This window comes from Ensifer sp. 2TAB8 (genome assembly GCF_052115125.1).
Classification (GTDB): Bacteria; Pseudomonadota; Alphaproteobacteria; order Rhizobiales; family Rhizobiaceae; genus Ensifer.
Genome location: NZ_JBFRGB010000024.1, coordinates 51,417 through 67,925, shown reverse-complemented (window position 1 = coordinate 67,925; position 16,509 = coordinate 51,417). Strand labels below are relative to the sequence as shown.

Annotated in this window: 14 protein-coding genes; 5 read left to right on the top strand and 9 right to left on the bottom strand. The window is 60.2% G+C overall.

What is annotated here, in order from left to right; genetic code table 11:
• Nucleotides 1–10: 10 nt before the first annotated feature.
• The 3 genes from AB4Z53_RS28260 to AB4Z53_RS28250 all read right to left on the bottom strand — a co-directional run bounded on the left by AB4Z53_RS28260 (nt 11) and on the right by AB4Z53_RS28250 (nt 4,493).
• Nucleotides 11–3,409 carry an acyl-[ACP]--phospholipid O-acyltransferase gene (locus AB4Z53_RS28260; protein WP_441598847.1) on the bottom strand — a complete coding sequence of 1,133 codons (3,399 nt, stop codon included), beginning with the start codon at nt 3,407–3,409 and terminating at the stop codon, nt 11–13.
• 92 nt (nt 3,410–3,501) lie between these two features.
• Nucleotides 3,502–3,780: a YiaA/YiaB family inner membrane protein gene (locus AB4Z53_RS28255; RefSeq protein WP_113540199.1), complete on the bottom strand. Its 279-nt coding sequence runs from the start codon at nt 3,778–3,780 to the stop codon at nt 3,502–3,504.
• A 26-nt stretch (nt 3,781–3,806) separates the two neighbouring features.
• A complete protein-coding gene (locus AB4Z53_RS28250; protein WP_441598846.1) occupies nt 3,807–4,493 on the bottom strand; it encodes a PspA/IM30 family protein in 687 nt (228 codons plus the stop codon).
• A 100-nt stretch (nt 4,494–4,593) separates the two neighbouring features.
• Here AB4Z53_RS28250 and AB4Z53_RS28245 point away from each other — a divergent pair, with 100 nt between their 5' ends.
• Nucleotides 4,594–5,190 (top strand): TetR/AcrR family transcriptional regulator, encoded by a 597-nt coding sequence (locus tag AB4Z53_RS28245; protein ID WP_113540228.1) that lies wholly within the window; start codon nt 4,594–4,596, stop codon nt 5,188–5,190.
• Nucleotides 5,191–5,356: 166 nt separating this feature from the next.
• Here the strand turns inward: AB4Z53_RS28245 and AB4Z53_RS28240 are convergent, their stop codons facing one another.
• From AB4Z53_RS28240 to AB4Z53_RS28230, 3 genes are all read right to left on the bottom strand, one after another.
• Complete coding sequence (locus AB4Z53_RS28240; protein WP_113540227.1) at nt 5,357–5,656, bottom strand: hypothetical protein; 300 nt, start codon at nt 5,654–5,656, stop codon at nt 5,357–5,359.
• Nucleotides 5,657–6,083: 427 nt separating this feature from the next.
• Complete coding sequence (locus tag AB4Z53_RS28235) at nt 6,084–6,851, bottom strand: EAL domain-containing protein (protein ID WP_441598845.1); 768 nt, start codon at nt 6,849–6,851, stop codon at nt 6,084–6,086.
• A 60-nt stretch (nt 6,852–6,911) separates the two neighbouring features.
• Nucleotides 6,912–7,631, bottom strand: a complete 720-nt coding sequence (locus tag AB4Z53_RS28230) for a hypothetical protein (RefSeq protein WP_441598844.1) — start codon at nt 7,629–7,631, stop codon at nt 6,912–6,914.
• 292 nt (nt 7,632–7,923) lie between these two features.
• Here AB4Z53_RS28230 and AB4Z53_RS28225 point away from each other — a divergent pair, with 292 nt between their 5' ends.
• Both AB4Z53_RS28225 and AB4Z53_RS28220 read left to right on the top strand, forming a co-directional pair.
• The gene (locus AB4Z53_RS28225) at nt 7,924–9,309 is read left to right on the top strand and encodes a sensor histidine kinase (RefSeq protein ID WP_441598843.1); all 1,386 of its coding nucleotides are present in this window, start codon (nt 7,924–7,926) and stop codon (nt 9,307–9,309) included.
• A gap of 2 nt (nt 9,310–9,311) precedes the next feature.
• Nucleotides 9,312–9,953 carry a response regulator gene (locus tag AB4Z53_RS28220; protein WP_113540225.1) on the top strand — a complete coding sequence of 214 codons (642 nt, stop codon included), beginning with the start codon at nt 9,312–9,314 and terminating at the stop codon, nt 9,951–9,953.
• Between the two features lie 50 nt (nt 9,954–10,003).
• Here the strand turns inward: AB4Z53_RS28220 and AB4Z53_RS28215 are convergent, their stop codons facing one another.
• Entirely contained in the window at nt 10,004–10,468 is a 465-nt protein-coding gene (locus AB4Z53_RS28215) for a hypothetical protein (protein WP_441598842.1), read from the bottom strand.
• 1,294 nt (nt 10,469–11,762) lie between these two features.
• Nucleotides 11,763–12,917 carry a cytochrome P450 gene (locus tag AB4Z53_RS28210; protein ID WP_113540194.1) on the bottom strand — a complete coding sequence of 385 codons (1,155 nt, stop codon included), beginning with the start codon at nt 12,915–12,917 and terminating at the stop codon, nt 11,763–11,765.
• A gap of 347 nt (nt 12,918–13,264) precedes the next feature.
• Here AB4Z53_RS28210 and AB4Z53_RS28205 point away from each other — a divergent pair, with 347 nt between their 5' ends.
• Entirely contained in the window at nt 13,265–13,501 is a 237-nt protein-coding gene (locus tag AB4Z53_RS28205) for a hypothetical protein (RefSeq protein WP_441598841.1), read from the top strand.
• 301 nt (nt 13,502–13,802) lie between these two features.
• Nucleotides 13,803–15,653 carry a flagellin N-terminal helical domain-containing protein gene (locus tag AB4Z53_RS28200; RefSeq protein ID WP_441598840.1) on the top strand — a complete coding sequence of 617 codons (1,851 nt, stop codon included), beginning with the start codon at nt 13,803–13,805 and terminating at the stop codon, nt 15,651–15,653.
• Between the two features lie 24 nt (nt 15,654–15,677).
• On the opposite strand, the gene AB4Z53_RS28195 is transcribed toward AB4Z53_RS28200, so the two are convergent.
• Nucleotides 15,678–16,376 (bottom strand): response regulator transcription factor, encoded by a 699-nt coding sequence (locus tag AB4Z53_RS28195; RefSeq protein ID WP_441598839.1) that lies wholly within the window; start codon nt 16,374–16,376, stop codon nt 15,678–15,680.
• Nucleotides 16,377–16,509: the final 133 nt, after the last annotated feature.

Sequence of the window (16,509 nt, the reverse complement as noted above, 5' to 3'; positions counted from 1 at the left end):
TTGTCGAGGCTCAGGCGGCGTCTTCGGTCTTCGCCGTCTCTGCCAAAAGCCTTTGCGCACTGACGAAATCGACCTTACCGGTACCAAGCACTGGTACGGCACCCACCCTCACGTCTGAGGGAACCATCATGTCCATGGCACCCTTGTCTTTGGCGAAGCGGAGGAAGGCGGCGCGTGTCGCACCGGGAGCATCGGTGAGCATGACCAGGCGTTCGCCCTTCTTGGCGTCCGGCAGCGACACGACGACTGTGAGATGACCCGGCCAGAACTCTCCGGCCAGCGCCTCCACGGCGCCAAGCGAAACCATCTCGCCACCGATCTTGGCAAAACGTTTGGCCCGTCCCCGGATGACGATGAAACCATCTTCATCAACTGTGACGATGTCGCCAGTGTCATGCCAGCCGTCGGGCGTCGGTTCGAGCACGCCGGGCGCTTCCACCCGGAGATAGCCGGCCATGACATTCGCGCCGCGGATGAAGAGACGACCGCCCTCAGTGACACCGGGTACGGCTTCGAGCCTGTACTCCATGCCCGGCATGATCTTGCCGACGCTGCCGGCCTTGTTGAACATCGGCGTGTTGAGCGCAATCACCGGCGCGGCCTCGGTCACGCCGTAGCCTTCGAGGATGCGGACACCGAATTTTTCCATGTAGAGCGCACGGGTGGTGGCCCTGACCGGCTCGGCACCGGCAAAGCAGTAGCGGATCGACCGGAAGTCATAGGGATGGGCCGTCCGGGCATAACCGTTCAGGAAGGTGTCGGTCCCGAAGATGATCGTCGCGTTGGACGCATAGATCAGCTCCGGGATGATCCGGTAGTGCAGCGGTGAAGGGTAGAAATATACCGGAACACCGGAGATGAGCGGCAGGACCGTACCCGCGGTGAGCCCGAAGGAATGGAACACCGGCAGGATGTTGAACACCTTGTCGCCCGAGTGGAAATCGATACGGGAAGCGGCTTGAGCTGCATTGGAAAGAAGGTTGCGATGCGTCAGCACCACGCCTTTCGGTGTTCCCTCCGAGCCGGAGGTGTAGAGAATGATAGCCGGTTCGTCAGCTGTGCGTCGCACAAGCGGCCGCCCCTTTCGCAAAAGACCGCGCAGCTTGTCGGCAAGACCGATCGTCTGGCGCAAATCATCGAGCCAGACGATGTCCACCGTCTTCGACAACTCCTCGACGACGGGCCCGAGCTTCGCCTGGGCGACGAAGGCGCGCGACGTCAGCACATGACGGACCTCGGCTGCCTTGCAGGCCGAAATGATGTTGGCAGCACCGGCCGTGAAGTTGAGCATGGCCGGCACCTTGCCGGCCGACATTACGCCGAGGATGGTGGCGACTGCACCGTTGGCGTTGGGCAGGAGAACGCCAAGCGTCTTTTCGGCAGGAAAGAGCGACTGGAACTTCGCGCCAAGCACGGCAGCGCCGGTGAGCAGCTTGCCGTAGGACAGGGAGCCGGTAACCGGATCCTGCACAGCCAGTTGCTTGAAGCCGCGCTCCTTGGCGGTCTTGATGACCTTCTGGAGGACCGTGGTGTCCGTATTCGTCGTACGGAACATCAGCATCGACATCACCTGGTAAAGCGCCGCCCCGGCCGCCATCCGGCGCTTGCGGCCCTTCAGCTCCTCCGGCACCGAGAGGCGAACCGGCTCCAGAATGGTGACCTTCACCTTCGGAAACAGGCGGCGACGAACGTGCAGGGCGCTGAGGCGCGAGAAGTAGCTCTTTTCCAACCCGTCGATGCGCACCGGAACCACCATGGAGCCGGTTTTGTCAGCCACCATCGCGGCACCGTCATAGACCTTCATCAGCGCCCCGGTGACCGTGATGCGGCCCTCTGGAAAGATCACCAGCGGCTCGCCATTATTGACCGTCTTGATGAGCGTCCGGGTTGCCATCGGCTTCGAAGGATCCAGCGGCAGGAAGTTGCACATTTTCAGGAACGGCTTGACCCACCAAGCCTTGGCGATCGTGTAATCGACCGCGAAGGTTGGCTCCTCGTCGGTGAGCGCCAGCGCCAGCGCGCCGTCGAGGAAGGACACATGATTGAGCGCAATGATCGGTGCGCGGCCTGCCTTCTTCAGGTTGTCGAGGCCTTCAACCTCCAACCGCAGGAAGGCACGGAAGAGGATGGAGACGAAATCGCGGAAAGCGTTGGTTGGCAGTGTGCGCAGCATGACCCAGGCCGCCACGGCATTGGCCAGCGCGAGGCCGGCGAAAAGCACGGGCGTTGATACGCCGGATGCCTGCAGGACGGCGACAAGGCCGCCACCGACCGTGATGAAGGCAGCAGAGAGCACGTTCGATGCGCCGATGACCCGCGAGCGCTGGTCTTCTTGCGCCCAGGCCTGAAGGGCCGCAAGCGTCGGCACAGCGAGGAAAGCCCCGGCGATTGCCATGCCGGCAAGATCGATGGCGATCCGCACCGTATAGGGACCGGCGAAGAAGGCGGAGAGCGTCTCAGTCGGGGCGACCGCACCGGCATGCCCGACGCACCAGGCGAGATCCAGGCCGAACAGCGCCATGATCAGCGTACCGGCTGGCGCCGGCAGCAGCACGATACGGCCCGCAGACATCCAGGCAGCGATTGCGGAGCCAACACCGATGGCCACGGCAAAGACAGCGAGATAGGCGGTAATTGCGGTTTCGTCGCCGCCGAGATGGTTCTTCACCATCGGTGGCAACAGCGACAGCACGATAGCGCCCGCCAGCCAAAACCAGGCGGCCATCAGCGCCGTGCGCCAAAGCCGCCTGTCGCCACGCAGCGAAGCAACGAGCCGGCCAGTGGAGCGCAGGACGTTGCGATCGACGACAAGGTCCGGCGCCTTGGCGCCAAGACGCGGAATGTAGCGGCTCGAAAGCCAGCAGGCGAGCGCCAGGCCGAGCATCATCGGACCAAACAGCCAGGGATTGACGCCATCGGCCGCGGCAACCCCGGCGATGACGGTTCCGCTGAGAATGGCGATGAACGTCGCACCTTCGATCCAGGCGTTGGCACGCGGCAGTTCCTTGCGCTCCAGGTGATCGGGAAGGATGCCGTATTTGACCGGCCCGAAGAGCGCGGAGATGGCGCCGAACAGGAAGAGCGCAACCAGGAGAACCGCGATCGAGGAGAACGCAATCCCGACAACGGCAACAGCCGCGGCAGCGAGCTCCCAGCGCTTTAGTCGTTCGGCAACCACCGCCTTGTCGAACTTGTCGGCAAGTTGACCGCCAAGTGCGGAAAAGATCAGGAACGGGGCCATAAAGACGGCGCCGGCAAGAGTGACGAGCGATCCTGCATCATCGGCCGCCACGGTTGCAAGGATGAGGAAGACGAGCGTGTTCTTGAGAAAGTTATCGTTGAACGCCGACAGGAATTGCGTCCAGAAGAGCGGCGCAAAGCGCCGGGAAGTCATGAGATTGTCTTTCACGGATCGTCTCCCCATTTTTTGAGCGTTCTAGATGAAATTCGTTTCACGCTCGTTCACAGGTTGTGCATTGTGACGGCAGGGCTAATAATCGATTAAACTTCGTCGCCCTTGATGCCGAGCAGCAGCTTCTCCGTTTTTGCATCGTCGATCCTGCGAATGAGCTTTTCGGCTTCCAGATTGTCACGCAGCGTCTTGGTGACGTTTACGGCCGTCTGCAGGAGCATCAGAATGCCCATCGCAAGATAGCCTTTTCCCCACAGATCGATCGGCATCATATAGAGGCCGATCACCACCATGAAGGCGGCCACGCCGAAGCTCACATAGGAGAAGGAGGTCCAGGCGGGGGAGTGTTTCATCAGGCTGTCATTCATCGTCGTTGTCCTTTGGAAATAAGGGGTCAAAGAGTTGAATTTGCTTTGGCGCGCAGGCGGTCGAGCACTTCATCGGCGCTGGTCACGAGAGGGCGCCCGCAACCGGCCGCCGCCAGTTTCTCCGCGAGCGCGGCTGGGTCGGGCCCCTCTGCCAACTCCGTCAGCGCTTCAGCCGTCAGTTCCGCCTCGCGCTGGTGCTTTTCGAGCCGCTGAAGCGTCGCCTCGGCATCGCTAAGCGTTGCGAGGTCGTTGCCGGGCACATCGCGGGAAAGACGCCGCGTCCGGTCACGTGCCGCGGCAAGGCGTTCACCGCGGCGCAGCGCGGCCAGACGCGTTTCGCTCTGTCGCACCGCATGCCGCAATCGATCGATTCCCGTTGCAAATTCCGCTTGAACCTGGCGTGCGTTCTGCAATTCCGTTTCGAGCCGCGCAATCGAGGCAGCGGCTTCGGCTGCCAGATCCTCTCGCCCCTTTTCAAGGGCTGCGACGCCGCGTACCTCGAGGTCTCCGATATGCGTGGAGAGCCTCGCGGCATTTTCCTTCTCCAGGCGATTCTGCGCGATGGCCAGAGCGACCGCCCGACGGGCATTCTCGACCCCTTGGGCGGCATCACGGATTTGCTGCGCAAGAATGGGTAGCGCGTGCCGATCGCCGAAGGCTTCCTCCGCCTCATGGGCGCGCCCCCGTAACAGCGTTACGATTTGTTTGAACATTTCCTCACCTCCATGTATGAACAATGTTCAAAAATCTTTTCGCACAAAAATGAACGACGTTCAAGATAAAAATGAACATCGTTCAAAAATGAGGTGGCAGGTGGCTGGAAAGCGTGAAACGAAGAAGGAAGAGCTGAAGGCGAGGCTTGTTGCCGCTGGCACGGACCTTATCCAGGAGCAAGGTCTGAAGAGCCTGCGCGCCCGCGACATAGCCGAGCGCGCAGGTGCTGCGCTCGGTGGGCTCTACACGGTCTTCGATGATCTCGACGGACTGATCCTCCATGTCAATTCGGGTACACTGAAGCGCCTCGAAACCGCCCTCAACACCGCGGTACGGCCAGCGGCCGGAATCGAGGAAACCTTCCTGAGCCTATCGCTAGCCTATCTCCGATTTGCGCTCGCAGAGCGAAACCTGTGGTCGGCTCTTTTCGAACACCGGATGCCCGAGGGCGTCGCCGTTCCTGAATGGCACGTTGCCGAACACGCTTTTCTCATCGGTCTGATCGCAGCACCACTCGCCCGGCAATTGCCCGACGCCTCTCCAGAAGACGTGGCAATTCGTGCTCGGACATTCTTCGCGGCCGTTCATGGCGTGATCTCTCTCAGCCTTGAAGGACGGTTCATCGGAATAACGCCCGAAGTGCTTGAGCGTGAGGTCACAGCGCTCGCCGGAATTCTTGCCAGGAGTGGGGACTGACATGTTCAGGCCGGGCTTGTCGGTTGCAGTCGGGACACTACGAGACCTTGAAGCATCTGCCGAGATCGCGTGTTCCCTGGATCTCGAATTCAAGGAACAAGGCAAGACCGCCCATTCATTGCGGATTGCGGTGACGGTTGGCTTGATGACCCGTCGAACCTAGCGCTCAGAAGCTGCGGGGCGGCACGAAGAGACAGATCGTCCGCCCATGGGCGGAGCCGTTGACAGAGCACCGATGATACTTGCCATCCGGCGAGCGACGGAGGCGTCTGTCCGAATAGGGAATGAGTTCGCCAGTCGCTCTTACGATGATACCCCGGTTGCGTTCGTCAATCTCCGTCGCACTCACCTCACGACAATCAAGGTTCGAACAACAGGCGGCCGGATACGACCATCCGCTTGGCGCGTCATGCGCCGCCACGGCGGATGAGCAAAGGCAAAAGGCAATGAGGTGTAGGGCCCGCATCGTCACTTCCATTCGCAATGCGCCGCTCCGATAGACTACGGAGAAACTGCGATCGCGTCGAGGCGCCGCCCGAGGAAAGAAGTCTGAGACGAGGTCCGGTTCGTTCACACGACATAAGCGATGGAGGCCGGCGACGTCGTCGGTACAGAGGCGGGCGAGGCACCTAGGACTTAGGTCCGAAACGCGCAGGCAAAGGTCCTAGTTGCATTGCCGAATCCAAGCAGCCCTGCCATTGCGGGTTGAGCGCTAATGAGCATTTGGCGTTCGTGACCCCAGAGCGCGCCCCAGCCCCAAGCGACCCCAGCGCTCTGGGGTCCCCTGTGACCACGGCCGGCACAGGCACTCTCTTCAAGAAATTGGGACGATTTTCTCCAGACGCCAGCTTGCGAGGGCGAAGCCCCAAGCCGACGCGCGCACTGCCGTGTTTTCAGCAGACCATCATGTTTGCGCGATGGTACACCTCTGCGCCATATAGTGGAGCGAGGGTGGGTTCGGAGAGCAGAAACCCTTGTACATGGGTCGCTCCAGCGGCTTGTGCAGCTTCGAACTGCGCATAGGTTTCCACGCCTTCGACGACCACTACCGGGGCGACACAGGATGCGAGGCCGACCATGTGCGAGAGAAACCGTTCCGCATCATTACGACCCAGGCGCAGGAAGAACCCGTCGATCTTCACGATATCGACGGGCAGCGACAGCAGTGCCTCAGGCGTCGAGAATCCTGTACCAAAATCGTCGACCGCAATTCTGTAGCCAAGCGCCTGCACGCTTTGAAGAAACCGGCTGGCCACCGGCAATCCCGACACCGGCAGACTTTCCGTCAGCTCGAGCACAAGGCGCGATGCAAACGTCGCGTTTGCAGACAGCAGATCGAAGAGAAGTGCTCTGTTGCGTTCATCAGCGATGCTCTCGACTGAAATATTGCACCCGAGCACGCCCGATGGCTGGCACGCGAGCCAGTGGAAAGCCAGCGCGAGCATATGCCTGTCGAGCACGGCAACACGGCCCGCCGCCTCCAGATAGCCGATGAATTCGCTGGCTGTCATGATCTCGCCATCGGGCTTGACGAGCCTTCCCAAGCATTCCGAATAAAGCACGCGGCCGACGTCGGCGACTGAGTTGATGTGTTGAAGTGAAAAGCCCACGCGCCCGTGCGTTACAGCGTGGTCGAAGGCTTCCGCAACACGATCGAACATTCAAACTCCACCCGGTTTGGCGGCCGGCCCGACAACATTCGACGGAACCGGCCCCATTGATTATTCAGCTACTTCCGCGTCCGGATCCGTTTCGTCCACCGGCGGCAGCGTTTCGCGGATTTCGTCGATCTTGCCGACCGCGGGGCCAACACCGAGTATCTCCTTGGCGTCATCGACCATATCGTCGCTCACAACACCGTCCTTGGTGAAGCCGGCGAGCGCCTCGCGCAACGCTTCGTCGCTCAATGCCGGATCGGTGGGAATGGCGTCCACGCCGTTTTCAGCTTCAAACTCGGCATAGGCGATCGCGTAGGCCGAAATCCCGGCCATCTTCGGGTCGCTCGAATTGAGATAGGCGTGGTAGTTCCGGTTCAGTGAACGCAAGCCCGGTGCAGCACGCAGCGGTTCGGGTTCCACGACCGGATCCACCACCGGAGCTGATGTGACGACCTTCTCCGCCTTCGCCGGCTTGGAGGTCTTTTCCTTGCCGTTCGATGTGTGGGATTTCTGATGCGACTTCTCGCCGGACTTGTTGTCCTTGGTCTCCTTGCCGCTGCGGGAATTGCCGGAATTGCCGTGGCTGGAACTGCCGCCGCGATCGCTGCCGTGACCACCACCATGGTCACTACCGTGGCCGCCACCATGGTCGCCACCGTTGCCACCACCATTGCCACCCTTGGCATAGGCGGAACTGTTCAGCCCCAAGCTACCAACAGCCGCGGGCGCGATTGCCAGCGTCAGTGCCATGATGCTTCGCGCGATTAGTTTCGTCGCAGCCATGAGAATCTCCTTGTTCATTCCGTTCATTCCAACGTGCTGCTCACGGTCCGCCTGGGGACCTGACGCACGATCATTGATGCAAGGACGATATCTGCGCCCCGGATGAGGCGCCATCGGCCCCAGACCATTGCCTCCCCGCTTGGGACTTAGGTCCGAGGCCACAGCATCAAAAGTCCGATCAAGAGCGCGTCGATGCGCCTGCCATTGACCGCGTCTCGAGAGTGGTTAGGTTGGCGTGGCCTTGCTACAATCGTCGCGCCGCACGAGCCGGCGGCCCGATCCGAGAGACCTGGTGCGCATCAATCAACTCATCACCCGCTGGAATTCTCAATCACTCGCGACACAGTTCCTGCTGATCGGGGGAGCCGTATCCGCATGTGCCATGGTGTTGATCGGCGCTTTTGTATCGAACAGGATCGAAGATGCGGTCACCCGAAACTCGGCAGCCACGACTGCTCTTTATGTCGATAGCGTGATCGCGCCGCTGCTTCCCGACATGCAGAAGAACGAAGTCCTCGACGGGACCGTGGCGCATGCGCTGGACGAGACGCTTGGCCAAGGTGCACTCGGTGACCGGCTTCTCTCGTTCCGTCTTTGGCGCGCGGACGGCACGGTGCTTTATTCGAATGACCGGGCCGATGTCGGCACAAAATCCGAACTCAGCGGGGAATTGCAAACTGCATTCTCCGGCAAGATGGCTGCGCGCTTCGATCAAGAAGGGGAAGCAACGGCTGACAAGGTATCGGGAGTGCCGGCGCTGGTGATCTACAATCCCGTCTTGCAGCCCTGGTCCGGACAGGTGGTTGCCGTGTCGGAGTTCCACGAAGTCGCCAACGAGTTTCAGCAAAGCCTCAATCAGGCGCGCATGCACACCTGGTTGGCGGTCGCCGCCTTCACGCTTGCCTTTTTTGTCGTGCTTTCGGCGATCGTCTTTCGCGGCAGCAGGACGATCGAGAGCCAGCGCCATGCCCTCAATCAAAGGGTCGACGAGCTCCAGGCATCGCTCACGCAGAACGAAAAATTGCGCGGTCGGCTCCAGCGCGCTTCGCAGCGCGCCACCGCACTGAACGAAAGCTATCTGCGACGGATCGGAGCGGACCTGCACGACGGCCCCGCCCAACTGGTGGCCTATGCCTCGCTCCGGTTGGACAGCGAGACCTTGAAGCGCGATACGACGCCGGCAGCCACGCGCGACCGCGAAATCGGCGCGATCAAGGCGAGCCTGGAAGAAGCGATGCAGGAGATCCGCACGATCTGCGGTGGCCTGGTCCTGCCGCAGATCGAGACGGCAGGCCTGACTGAAATTCTGCAACGGTGCGTGAAGGCGCACCAGCAACGGACTGGCTCGCCGGTCGAACTCAACCTGGCGCGTCCCCCCGAGCGTCTGTCCCAGGCGGCGAAGATATGCATCTACCGTTTCGTGCAGGAGACGCTCAACAACGGCTATCGTCACGGGGGTGGTGTCGGGCAACGCGTGTCGCAGCGAACCGATGGCGACCGTGTCACGATCGAGGTTGTGGACGGGGGACCCGGTTTTGACCCGGACACAGTTCTGCCCACAAGTCTTGGTCTTGCCGGCCTCAGGGAACGGATCGAAAGTCTCGGAGGAACGTTCGAGCTCGTTGCGGCCGCGAGCGGCACAACCGTTCGCATGACAACCAGCGTCAAGGAGATATGACAATCATGGTGTCCATTCGCGTTGCTGTCGTCGACGATCATCCGTTGTTTCGGGAAGGCGTGACCCGCAGCCTGTCGGAGATAGAGGGCTTTGAAATCGTCGCCGAGGGCAGCTCCAAGGACGATGCCACTCAGATCGCGAAAAACCTCGCACCGGACGTCATGCTCATGGATATCTCCATGCCCGGTGGCGGCCTGGAGGCCATTCCGGCAGTCCTGGAAATCGCCCCATCGCAAAAGATCATCATGCTCACCGTTTCCGAAGACGGTGACGACGTCACAACCGCACTGGATCGCGGTGCTACCGGCTACGTGCTGAAGGGCGTCGGCGCGAGAACGCTTGCCGACGTTATTCGAACCGTGGCTTCGGGAGAGCGCTATGTGGCCCCGACCTTGTCGGCCAAGCTTTTGTCCAGCCGGACACCGGCGCCAAGCGGAAAATCCGGCATGGTCGCCAGCTTAACGCCACGCGAAAGGGAGGTTCTGGAACTTGTGGCAGCCGGCATGAGCAACAAGCATGTCGCCATCGAACTGGACCTGCAGGAAAAGACCGTAAAGCATCACATGACGCAGATCATGACGAAGCTGGACGTCGGCAACCGCACAGAAGCGGCCATGGTGCTGCGCGATGCGCGTGAAGTCTGATCCACGCTGACCAGAGAATGGCGCAACCGACTTCGCGTGCCACCGCTCACCTAATGCAAGAATGAATCTATGCGTTTTCTATCGGTTGCGGTCGCACGGCGGTTTATGATCGTGCGTCCGCGGGCGTCCTTCATGATGTAGCGGCCGCCGGCAATCTCTTCCGTGATACCGCCATCGTGGCGAACACCGACATCCGCTCCATTGGCCTTTGCGTTCCCGCGATTGGAGCTGTTGGAACGCTCGCTGTTGGAGTTGGAATTCCCTCCGCCGTTCCCGCCACCATTTCCTCCGCCGTTCCCACCGCCATTGCCGCCGCCGTTGCCATTGCCGCCACCACCGCCGCCGCCGTTTCCGTTCCCACCGCCACCACCGTTTCCATTGCCATTGTTGGCGAAGGCAGCCGTCTTGACGAGCTTGAGGCCGGCACCCGACGTTTCGAGATTGTAAGGCAAAGTAACAGCGAGGGCGCAGACCGCCGGCCAGAATGCTGTCAGAACCATCCGACGCGTGATCATGTTTTCTCCAGGGCGTTTCGTGCGCAAAGCGCACTCAGCGCGGCGGGCAACAAACCGACTTTGCCCATGACCGCGATGCCCCGTCAACTCGCTCTAGCAAAGATCCTGCATGCCACGGACCTTTCCCCTGGGTCGGCAAGACCTTCGTCCCACCCAGGCCAGACTATGGTCGGACCGTTTTCAGGCGCGATCCTGCGGATCAACCTCGCTGTCACGCGTCCGTCGTCTCTGGCTGCGCTGAGGTCAGGTCGTGCCCGACGCCGGCGTGGAAAAAGACGGCTCCCGGAGGAGCCGCTGAGGTAACTGAAGGGCCACGTGTCGGGGCGCCGCATGCTGAAGCCCGTTCGACCTAGTATGAGGGGCATGTGGAGCAGGGCTGGAAATAGGTCGATCGCTGCTCCGGTCCGTGGAGCTTCCATGGAAGCTAGGGTGTGACCGAGGTTTCGCCATGGGACTTCAGTCCCATTCCTCGCGGCAAAGGTCTGAGGTCCGTTGTCACGCGTTCCCGTCGAACCTATTTCCTGATCATCCCATGGCACTTCGGCCGCTAACCGCCATGGGTAGGTAACGGCTTCAGAGCGGTCCAACCGTCCCCGCCGGACGGCTCTGAAGCCGTTTCCCGATCCATGAAGGCCCGGGGCAGTCGTTCTGAAGCGGAAAACCCGCGCAAGACGGTGCGTCTCTGAGGCGTGCGCCCGTCGGGCCGGCTGCCATTCCACTGCCGCTCGGGCGGATCGCCGCAAAAAAAGAGCCTCTACCGGCAAAGGCGAGGCTCAGTGGGTGCATGCAATTGGCCTCTGCAGCGGGGACTGCATCGAGGATCACAATCACAATGAGCAAAGGGTGGCAGGCACCCTCCCCAAAGACAACACCCCTAAACGGACTAGCCCCAATCAGTCGAAGGTATAATCAGATTGCCTTCGCAATAGAAAAACTCTCTCGAACGGCTGAGGAGCAGAATGCTCGCCGGCTTCGTTGCCGAGGTCCCGTTCCGTATAGGACCTAAGTCCTATCCGAGGCGGCAAAGATCCTACCCGCCTTGTCGCGCAATTCAATTACAGAATAACCTAATACAACCTTGGCGACATCCACCGCCATGGTCGCAAACGTGGTTCCAGGGTCGCCTGCGACGCCTTTCCGGGCGGTTCTGGAACCACAGCATCAAAGCCCTGGCAGATGCATCGGCACTGAAAATGAGCCGGATGCCCCCACTCCCCGTACGTGAGATTGATGGTAAGAAGATCGGCCGTTCGGCCAATCCGCCACCCGGGCGTTGGGCAAGAGCCGACTGCCGCTACGATAGCTGCATAGGAAGCGCGGCAAAACCGCTTGCCGGATAGACCGCCGTTATCGGCTGCCGACCGGGCGCCAGCGCGATCCACCGGGTACGGTTCAGGAGTTCCTCCACGAGCACGCGCAGCTCAAGGCGTGCCAGTTCCGCGCCTGGGCAGACATGGATACCACGGCCATAAAGGAGGTTCTCTTCGGGAAGCCGATCGAGGCGGAACTCATCCGGGTCGCCGAAGACCGCCTCGTCGCGGTTTGCAGACGCCCATATCACCGTGATGCGTTCGCCAGCAGCGATTTCGCGTCCCCCGATTTCCACGGAACGGGTCGCCACCCGCCGATTTGAAATGAGCGGTGCGTGCAGCCGCAAAATCTCGTCGATCGCGGCAGGCAACAGGTGCATGTCCTCCCGAAGACGCTGCTGAACCGCCGGATTTTCCGCGAAATAGTGGGCCAAAATACCGACGCAAGCAGTGATCGTGCCGAGTTCGCCAACCGTCCAGTTGCGCAGGATGCTCACGATCTCTTCATGGCTCAACGGCCGATCCCCGATCCCTTCTCTCAACAGATCGGTCGTGATGTCTTCCGGCACAGGACCGCCGTTTACGCGCCGCTCCGCCAGCAAATCGCAGATGTAGCCGTCAAACTCGAGCGCGATCGCTTCCATCACTTTCGTGTCTTTGGCCAGCGTCGCCTCGTGGTTCTTGCGAACCCACTCCAGCAGCGGCTCATGCAGGCGATCGGGCCAGCCAAGATACGCGCACTGAATCCGCACGGCGAAAAGCCTGGCAAGATCTGCGACCAGGTCGATCTCCCTGCCCCTTTGCAGGCCGTCTACCAGATCTGCGGCGATTGCGCGGCATTCCGGTTCAAATGCCTCAACGCGCGCGGCTTCAAAATGGCAGTCGATTAACTGCCGATAAGCCGTGTGCTGCGGCGGATCCATGCCGCTCGGTACCGACAAGTGGCTTGAGACAACGCTGCTGAATGTCTCGTGATCGTCCAGAACCTGCACGACATCGGTATGACGAAACAAGGACCAACCAAGAAAATCGCTATAGGCCACCGGACAATGCCGGCGCACCGCATCATAAGCGGCGATTTGGTCAGACAGGACAAGATCGGACCGGGGATCCCAGTCGGACTGCGGTTTCACTGACATTGTCGCTGTGCCTCCCCCTCTCAGCAATCTCCCCGACCACGGTTACACGATGGGGAGCTCGGGTACTGTGCTAGCGGCCCGAGCGGTGAGCGTCCTTGCGACGGCGCAAAGAGCGATGCAGCGGCCGTGTCTCGATTGGATGGAGAGGTGAAACGCCCGCCCTGAAGCATGAGAGCTGGCGCAACCCATTCCCGCCCCACGCCTTAGGGAACGCGTTGCTGGAAACTGTCGGGCTTCATTTAATGTGATATATTGCGAATGCAAAAGCTGCTGCCCGCCAGGGCCTTGCGTCGCCTTTATGGTAGCATCTGCATCGGGCAATTTCGCAAAACGCGGGAGGACGCGCCATGAAACAGAAACGCAGCATCTTGTTCGCGGCTGTCGTCGCTTCCATGGCAATCATCGCCMCCCATTCTTCTTCCGCGCAAGAATGCGACGGAGACTACTACACGGGCATTGGCGCAAACCAACACTACACGGGCAGCAAACGCCAACCTGCCAGTGCCTATCTCCTGAAGCACAGGACGAACCAGCAGCAGCCTCAGAGACCTTCGGATGACGCGGAAAACCGGTCGCCAGGTTGACGACCGGGCGCACGTCCGCCAATCGACGGACCGCGACAACTGACGCGTGGATACGAAGGCAATGCGGCCTTCGCGACCGGTGATCGCCGCATCGCCCCCTAGAGCTCTGAAGACCATACGCTTCGGTCAATCTTTTCGAGTGGAGAAAGTGGGCCTCATCTGCCCCGGGGTATTTCTACCCTGCCAGTCAGCCGCTTCCGTTAAGGTTCTGCAAACCATAGTCGCCCGGTGGCTCGTGCAGCCTGGCTGGCATCATGACGATACCGTTCATTTCAAGAATTTATAGAAGCGGCGCTGTTTGATGACCAGTATCTTGACCAATCTTTCCGCAAAGGCGGCCCTTCAGACACTCAGGTCGATCAGTTCCGAGTTTACCAACACCCAGAGCGAGGCCAGTTCGGGGCTTCGCATCCGCACAGCCGCCGACAATGCCGCCTACTGGTCGATCTCAACGACCATGCGCTCCGACCGAATATCAATTTCCGCGGTGTCGGACGCCCTCGGTCTCGGCGCGGCCAAGGTCGATACCGCTTACGCCGGGATGGAAGCCGTCATAGACGTCCTCAACGAGTTCAAGGCGAAGCTCGTCGCCGCGAAGGAGCCCGGTGTCGACAAGGCGAAAGTTCAATCCGAACTCGACCAACTCAAGCAGATGATCGTAAGCATCGCCACGTCTTCGAGCTTCGGCGGTCAGAACTGGCTGAATACGGACATCGGACAGATCTACGACATCGACATGAACAAGGTGTCGCTGGTTTCGTCTTTCTCCAGGTCGTCCGGCAGCGTTTCCGTAGGCACGATAGACCTTCACCTTGACGAGATCAGCCTATTCAACACCACGGGTGGAGGTCTGCTCCAGGCAGACCCGCGCGATGTGAAGACGATCGGCGGAATGAGGTACGACACCCTCTACCCTGTGAGGGCTTCGGCCACGATCTACTACACCGAAACCGGAACGAGCTGGATGAACCCAGCGCAGAACTCAGGCTCAGCTGGAACGTTCTCTTTCAATTTCCCGCATGGCTCGCCGCCCGATTTCAATAGTGCGGGCGCTGAAATCAAGTTCGATATCATCCTGGACAAGGAATACGACCCGTCGGGGGACACTGGTATTGATGCCGAATTGCGCGACCTCCCAGGTCCATACTACGCAGGACACAAGCAGACCATAACGATCACCAAGGCACAGGTTGATGCCTATGACGCAAGCCTGGGTGGCGTGATCTCGACGAACACCCAGTTTGCGGGGCTGTTGAACACGTTGCTGGGCCCGGAAGGGGCGTCTGTCAGCGCGAGCTATGGCCATTACGAGCCACCAGGCTCGAACAACTGGGTTCACGACGACCTCCTCATGAGTATTACAACGGGCCAGACGCACGGGGACGGCTCTTATGTCGAGATCGCGAACCTCAGCAGCACCGGCGTCAGCACAGGCGGCCTGATACAAAAATCGGATTTCGGTGAAAGAGGATCGGGGCTAACGCTGCCATTTGAGCAATTTACGCTCCACATCGACGGGAACAATCCTGACGGTGTCCAGGTCAGCTTTCAGTTCTCTCTGAACGGAGCTCCTGCGAAGTCGTATTCATTTGACCGGACATATGTGAACAACCTTCTTGGGAAGGACACAGGCGCCGTCGAAACGGCCGATGAGATGGTGGCCCTCCTTCACTCCCTGCTCGATGCGGACTGGCCAGACGCGATTATCGCAGTATCCTCCGCCGATCCGGGCCGGATCATCCTAAAATCGGACCCGTCAGCGGACCGGAAATGGGGTTCGGGAACGAGCGCGGCGTTCTCGAACATCGTCGTCAGCATCGAGCCGCTTCCGGCGATCAATTTCCTCGCCATCGACATCGAAGAAAACCCCGACCTGATCGACCACTACATCAACTACATGGAGGTGGCGGGCCAAAGGGTGGTGGAAGGCGCGTCCGTTCTCGGCGCGCTGAAGAAACGCATCGACATGCAGTCGGAATTTGCAAACAGGCTGATTGAAACCATCGACAAAGGCATCGGCCGCCTCATCGATGCCAACATGAATGTGGTCTCGACCAGGCTAAAGGCGCTTCAGGCCCAGGAACAACTGGCGACGCAATCGCTGCATATCGCCAACAACAACGCCGAAGCGATCCTTCTCTTGTTCAGGTGACACCCCGCGGGTCTTGCTTGCCCCTTAACGTTCTGCCGAGCGGTCAAGGTGGGTGGCGATCAGCATCGCCACGAGGTGCACGGTGTTCCTGGCTCCGTATCGTTCCTTCATTCGCTCCAGGCGATGCTCGACGGTGCGGTGCGATATGGAAAGCGATACCGCGATCTCCTTTGCGGTCGCGCCCTCTACCAGCAGTTGGATGATGGCTTCGTCGGCGACGTCCATCTGCTCGATCCGTCGTGGCGGACTAAGCAGGAACTGGGCGTAGGAGGATGAGATGATCCATTGGGGCCGGTCGGTGTTGCGTTGTGGCAAGAGAATACGGTCGTAGCCGAGATTGATACCAAAGAGCCTCGTCTTGACCAGTTCCATGGAAGGCTGCTGGCTGGCCATGACCTGGAGAAGCCGCGGGATCACCGCTTCCTCCATGTAGGTCTGGTCCTTGAATTCACCGATATAGGCGTCGGCAAAGATCTTGTTGATGTTGAGAATACGGGACGTGAAACCGGAATGCCGGACGGCCTTCATGAACCAGCGCTTCGGGTCGTTGCCCTCAACCGTGAAAACGGTCAGGCGCATCTTTATCGACAACATTTCAAGTATGTCGCGATAGACCATTTCTGGTGACGTCGGTTGCTCGGGATCGGTCTGGAGCCAGTTGTCGAGCATCTTGCGCGTGACCGCGCTGAAGGGTGTTTCTCTCGCCATTGCCATGCTTGTCATTCACATCGTCGTGCCGAATACAATCTAAGGCAGAACCGCGGCAATAGGGTAAAAATACCCTCAGACTACAACCTGTGCCCCTCAGACCGACGACCGACCTTGCGCGTTGGTGGCGGTACTCATCGAAAGGGCA

Excerpts from the sequence above, each read along its gene's own strand:
- AB4Z53_RS28255 (WP_113540199.1), bottom strand. The coding sequence starts at position 3,780 with ATGAATGACAGCCTGATGAAACACTCCCCCGCCTGGACCTCCTTCTCC.
- AB4Z53_RS28250 (WP_441598846.1), bottom strand. The coding sequence starts at position 4,493 with ATGTTCAAACAAATCGTAACGCTGTTACGGGGGCGCGCCCATGAGGCG.
- AB4Z53_RS28240 (WP_113540227.1), bottom strand. The coding sequence starts at position 5,656 with ATGCGGGCCCTACACCTCATTGCCTTTTGCCTTTGCTCATCCGCCGTG.
- AB4Z53_RS28235 (WP_441598845.1), bottom strand. The coding sequence starts at position 6,851 with ATGTTCGATCGTGTTGCGGAAGCCTTCGACCACGCTGTAACGCACGGG.
- AB4Z53_RS28230 (WP_441598844.1), bottom strand. The coding sequence starts at position 7,631 with ATGGCTGCGACGAAACTAATCGCGCGAAGCATCATGGCACTGACGCTG.
- AB4Z53_RS28215 (WP_441598842.1), bottom strand. The coding sequence starts at position 10,468 with ATGATCACGCGTCGGATGGTTCTGACAGCATTCTGGCCGGCGGTCTGC.
- AB4Z53_RS28210 (WP_113540194.1), bottom strand. The coding sequence starts at position 12,917 with ATGTCAGTGAAACCGCAGTCCGACTGGGATCCCCGGTCCGATCTTGTC.
- AB4Z53_RS28200 (WP_441598840.1), top strand. The coding sequence starts at position 13,803 with ATGACCAGTATCTTGACCAATCTTTCCGCAAAGGCGGCCCTTCAGACA.
- AB4Z53_RS28195 (WP_441598839.1), bottom strand. The coding sequence starts at position 16,376 with ATGACAAGCATGGCAATGGCGAGAGAAACACCCTTCAGCGCGGTCACG.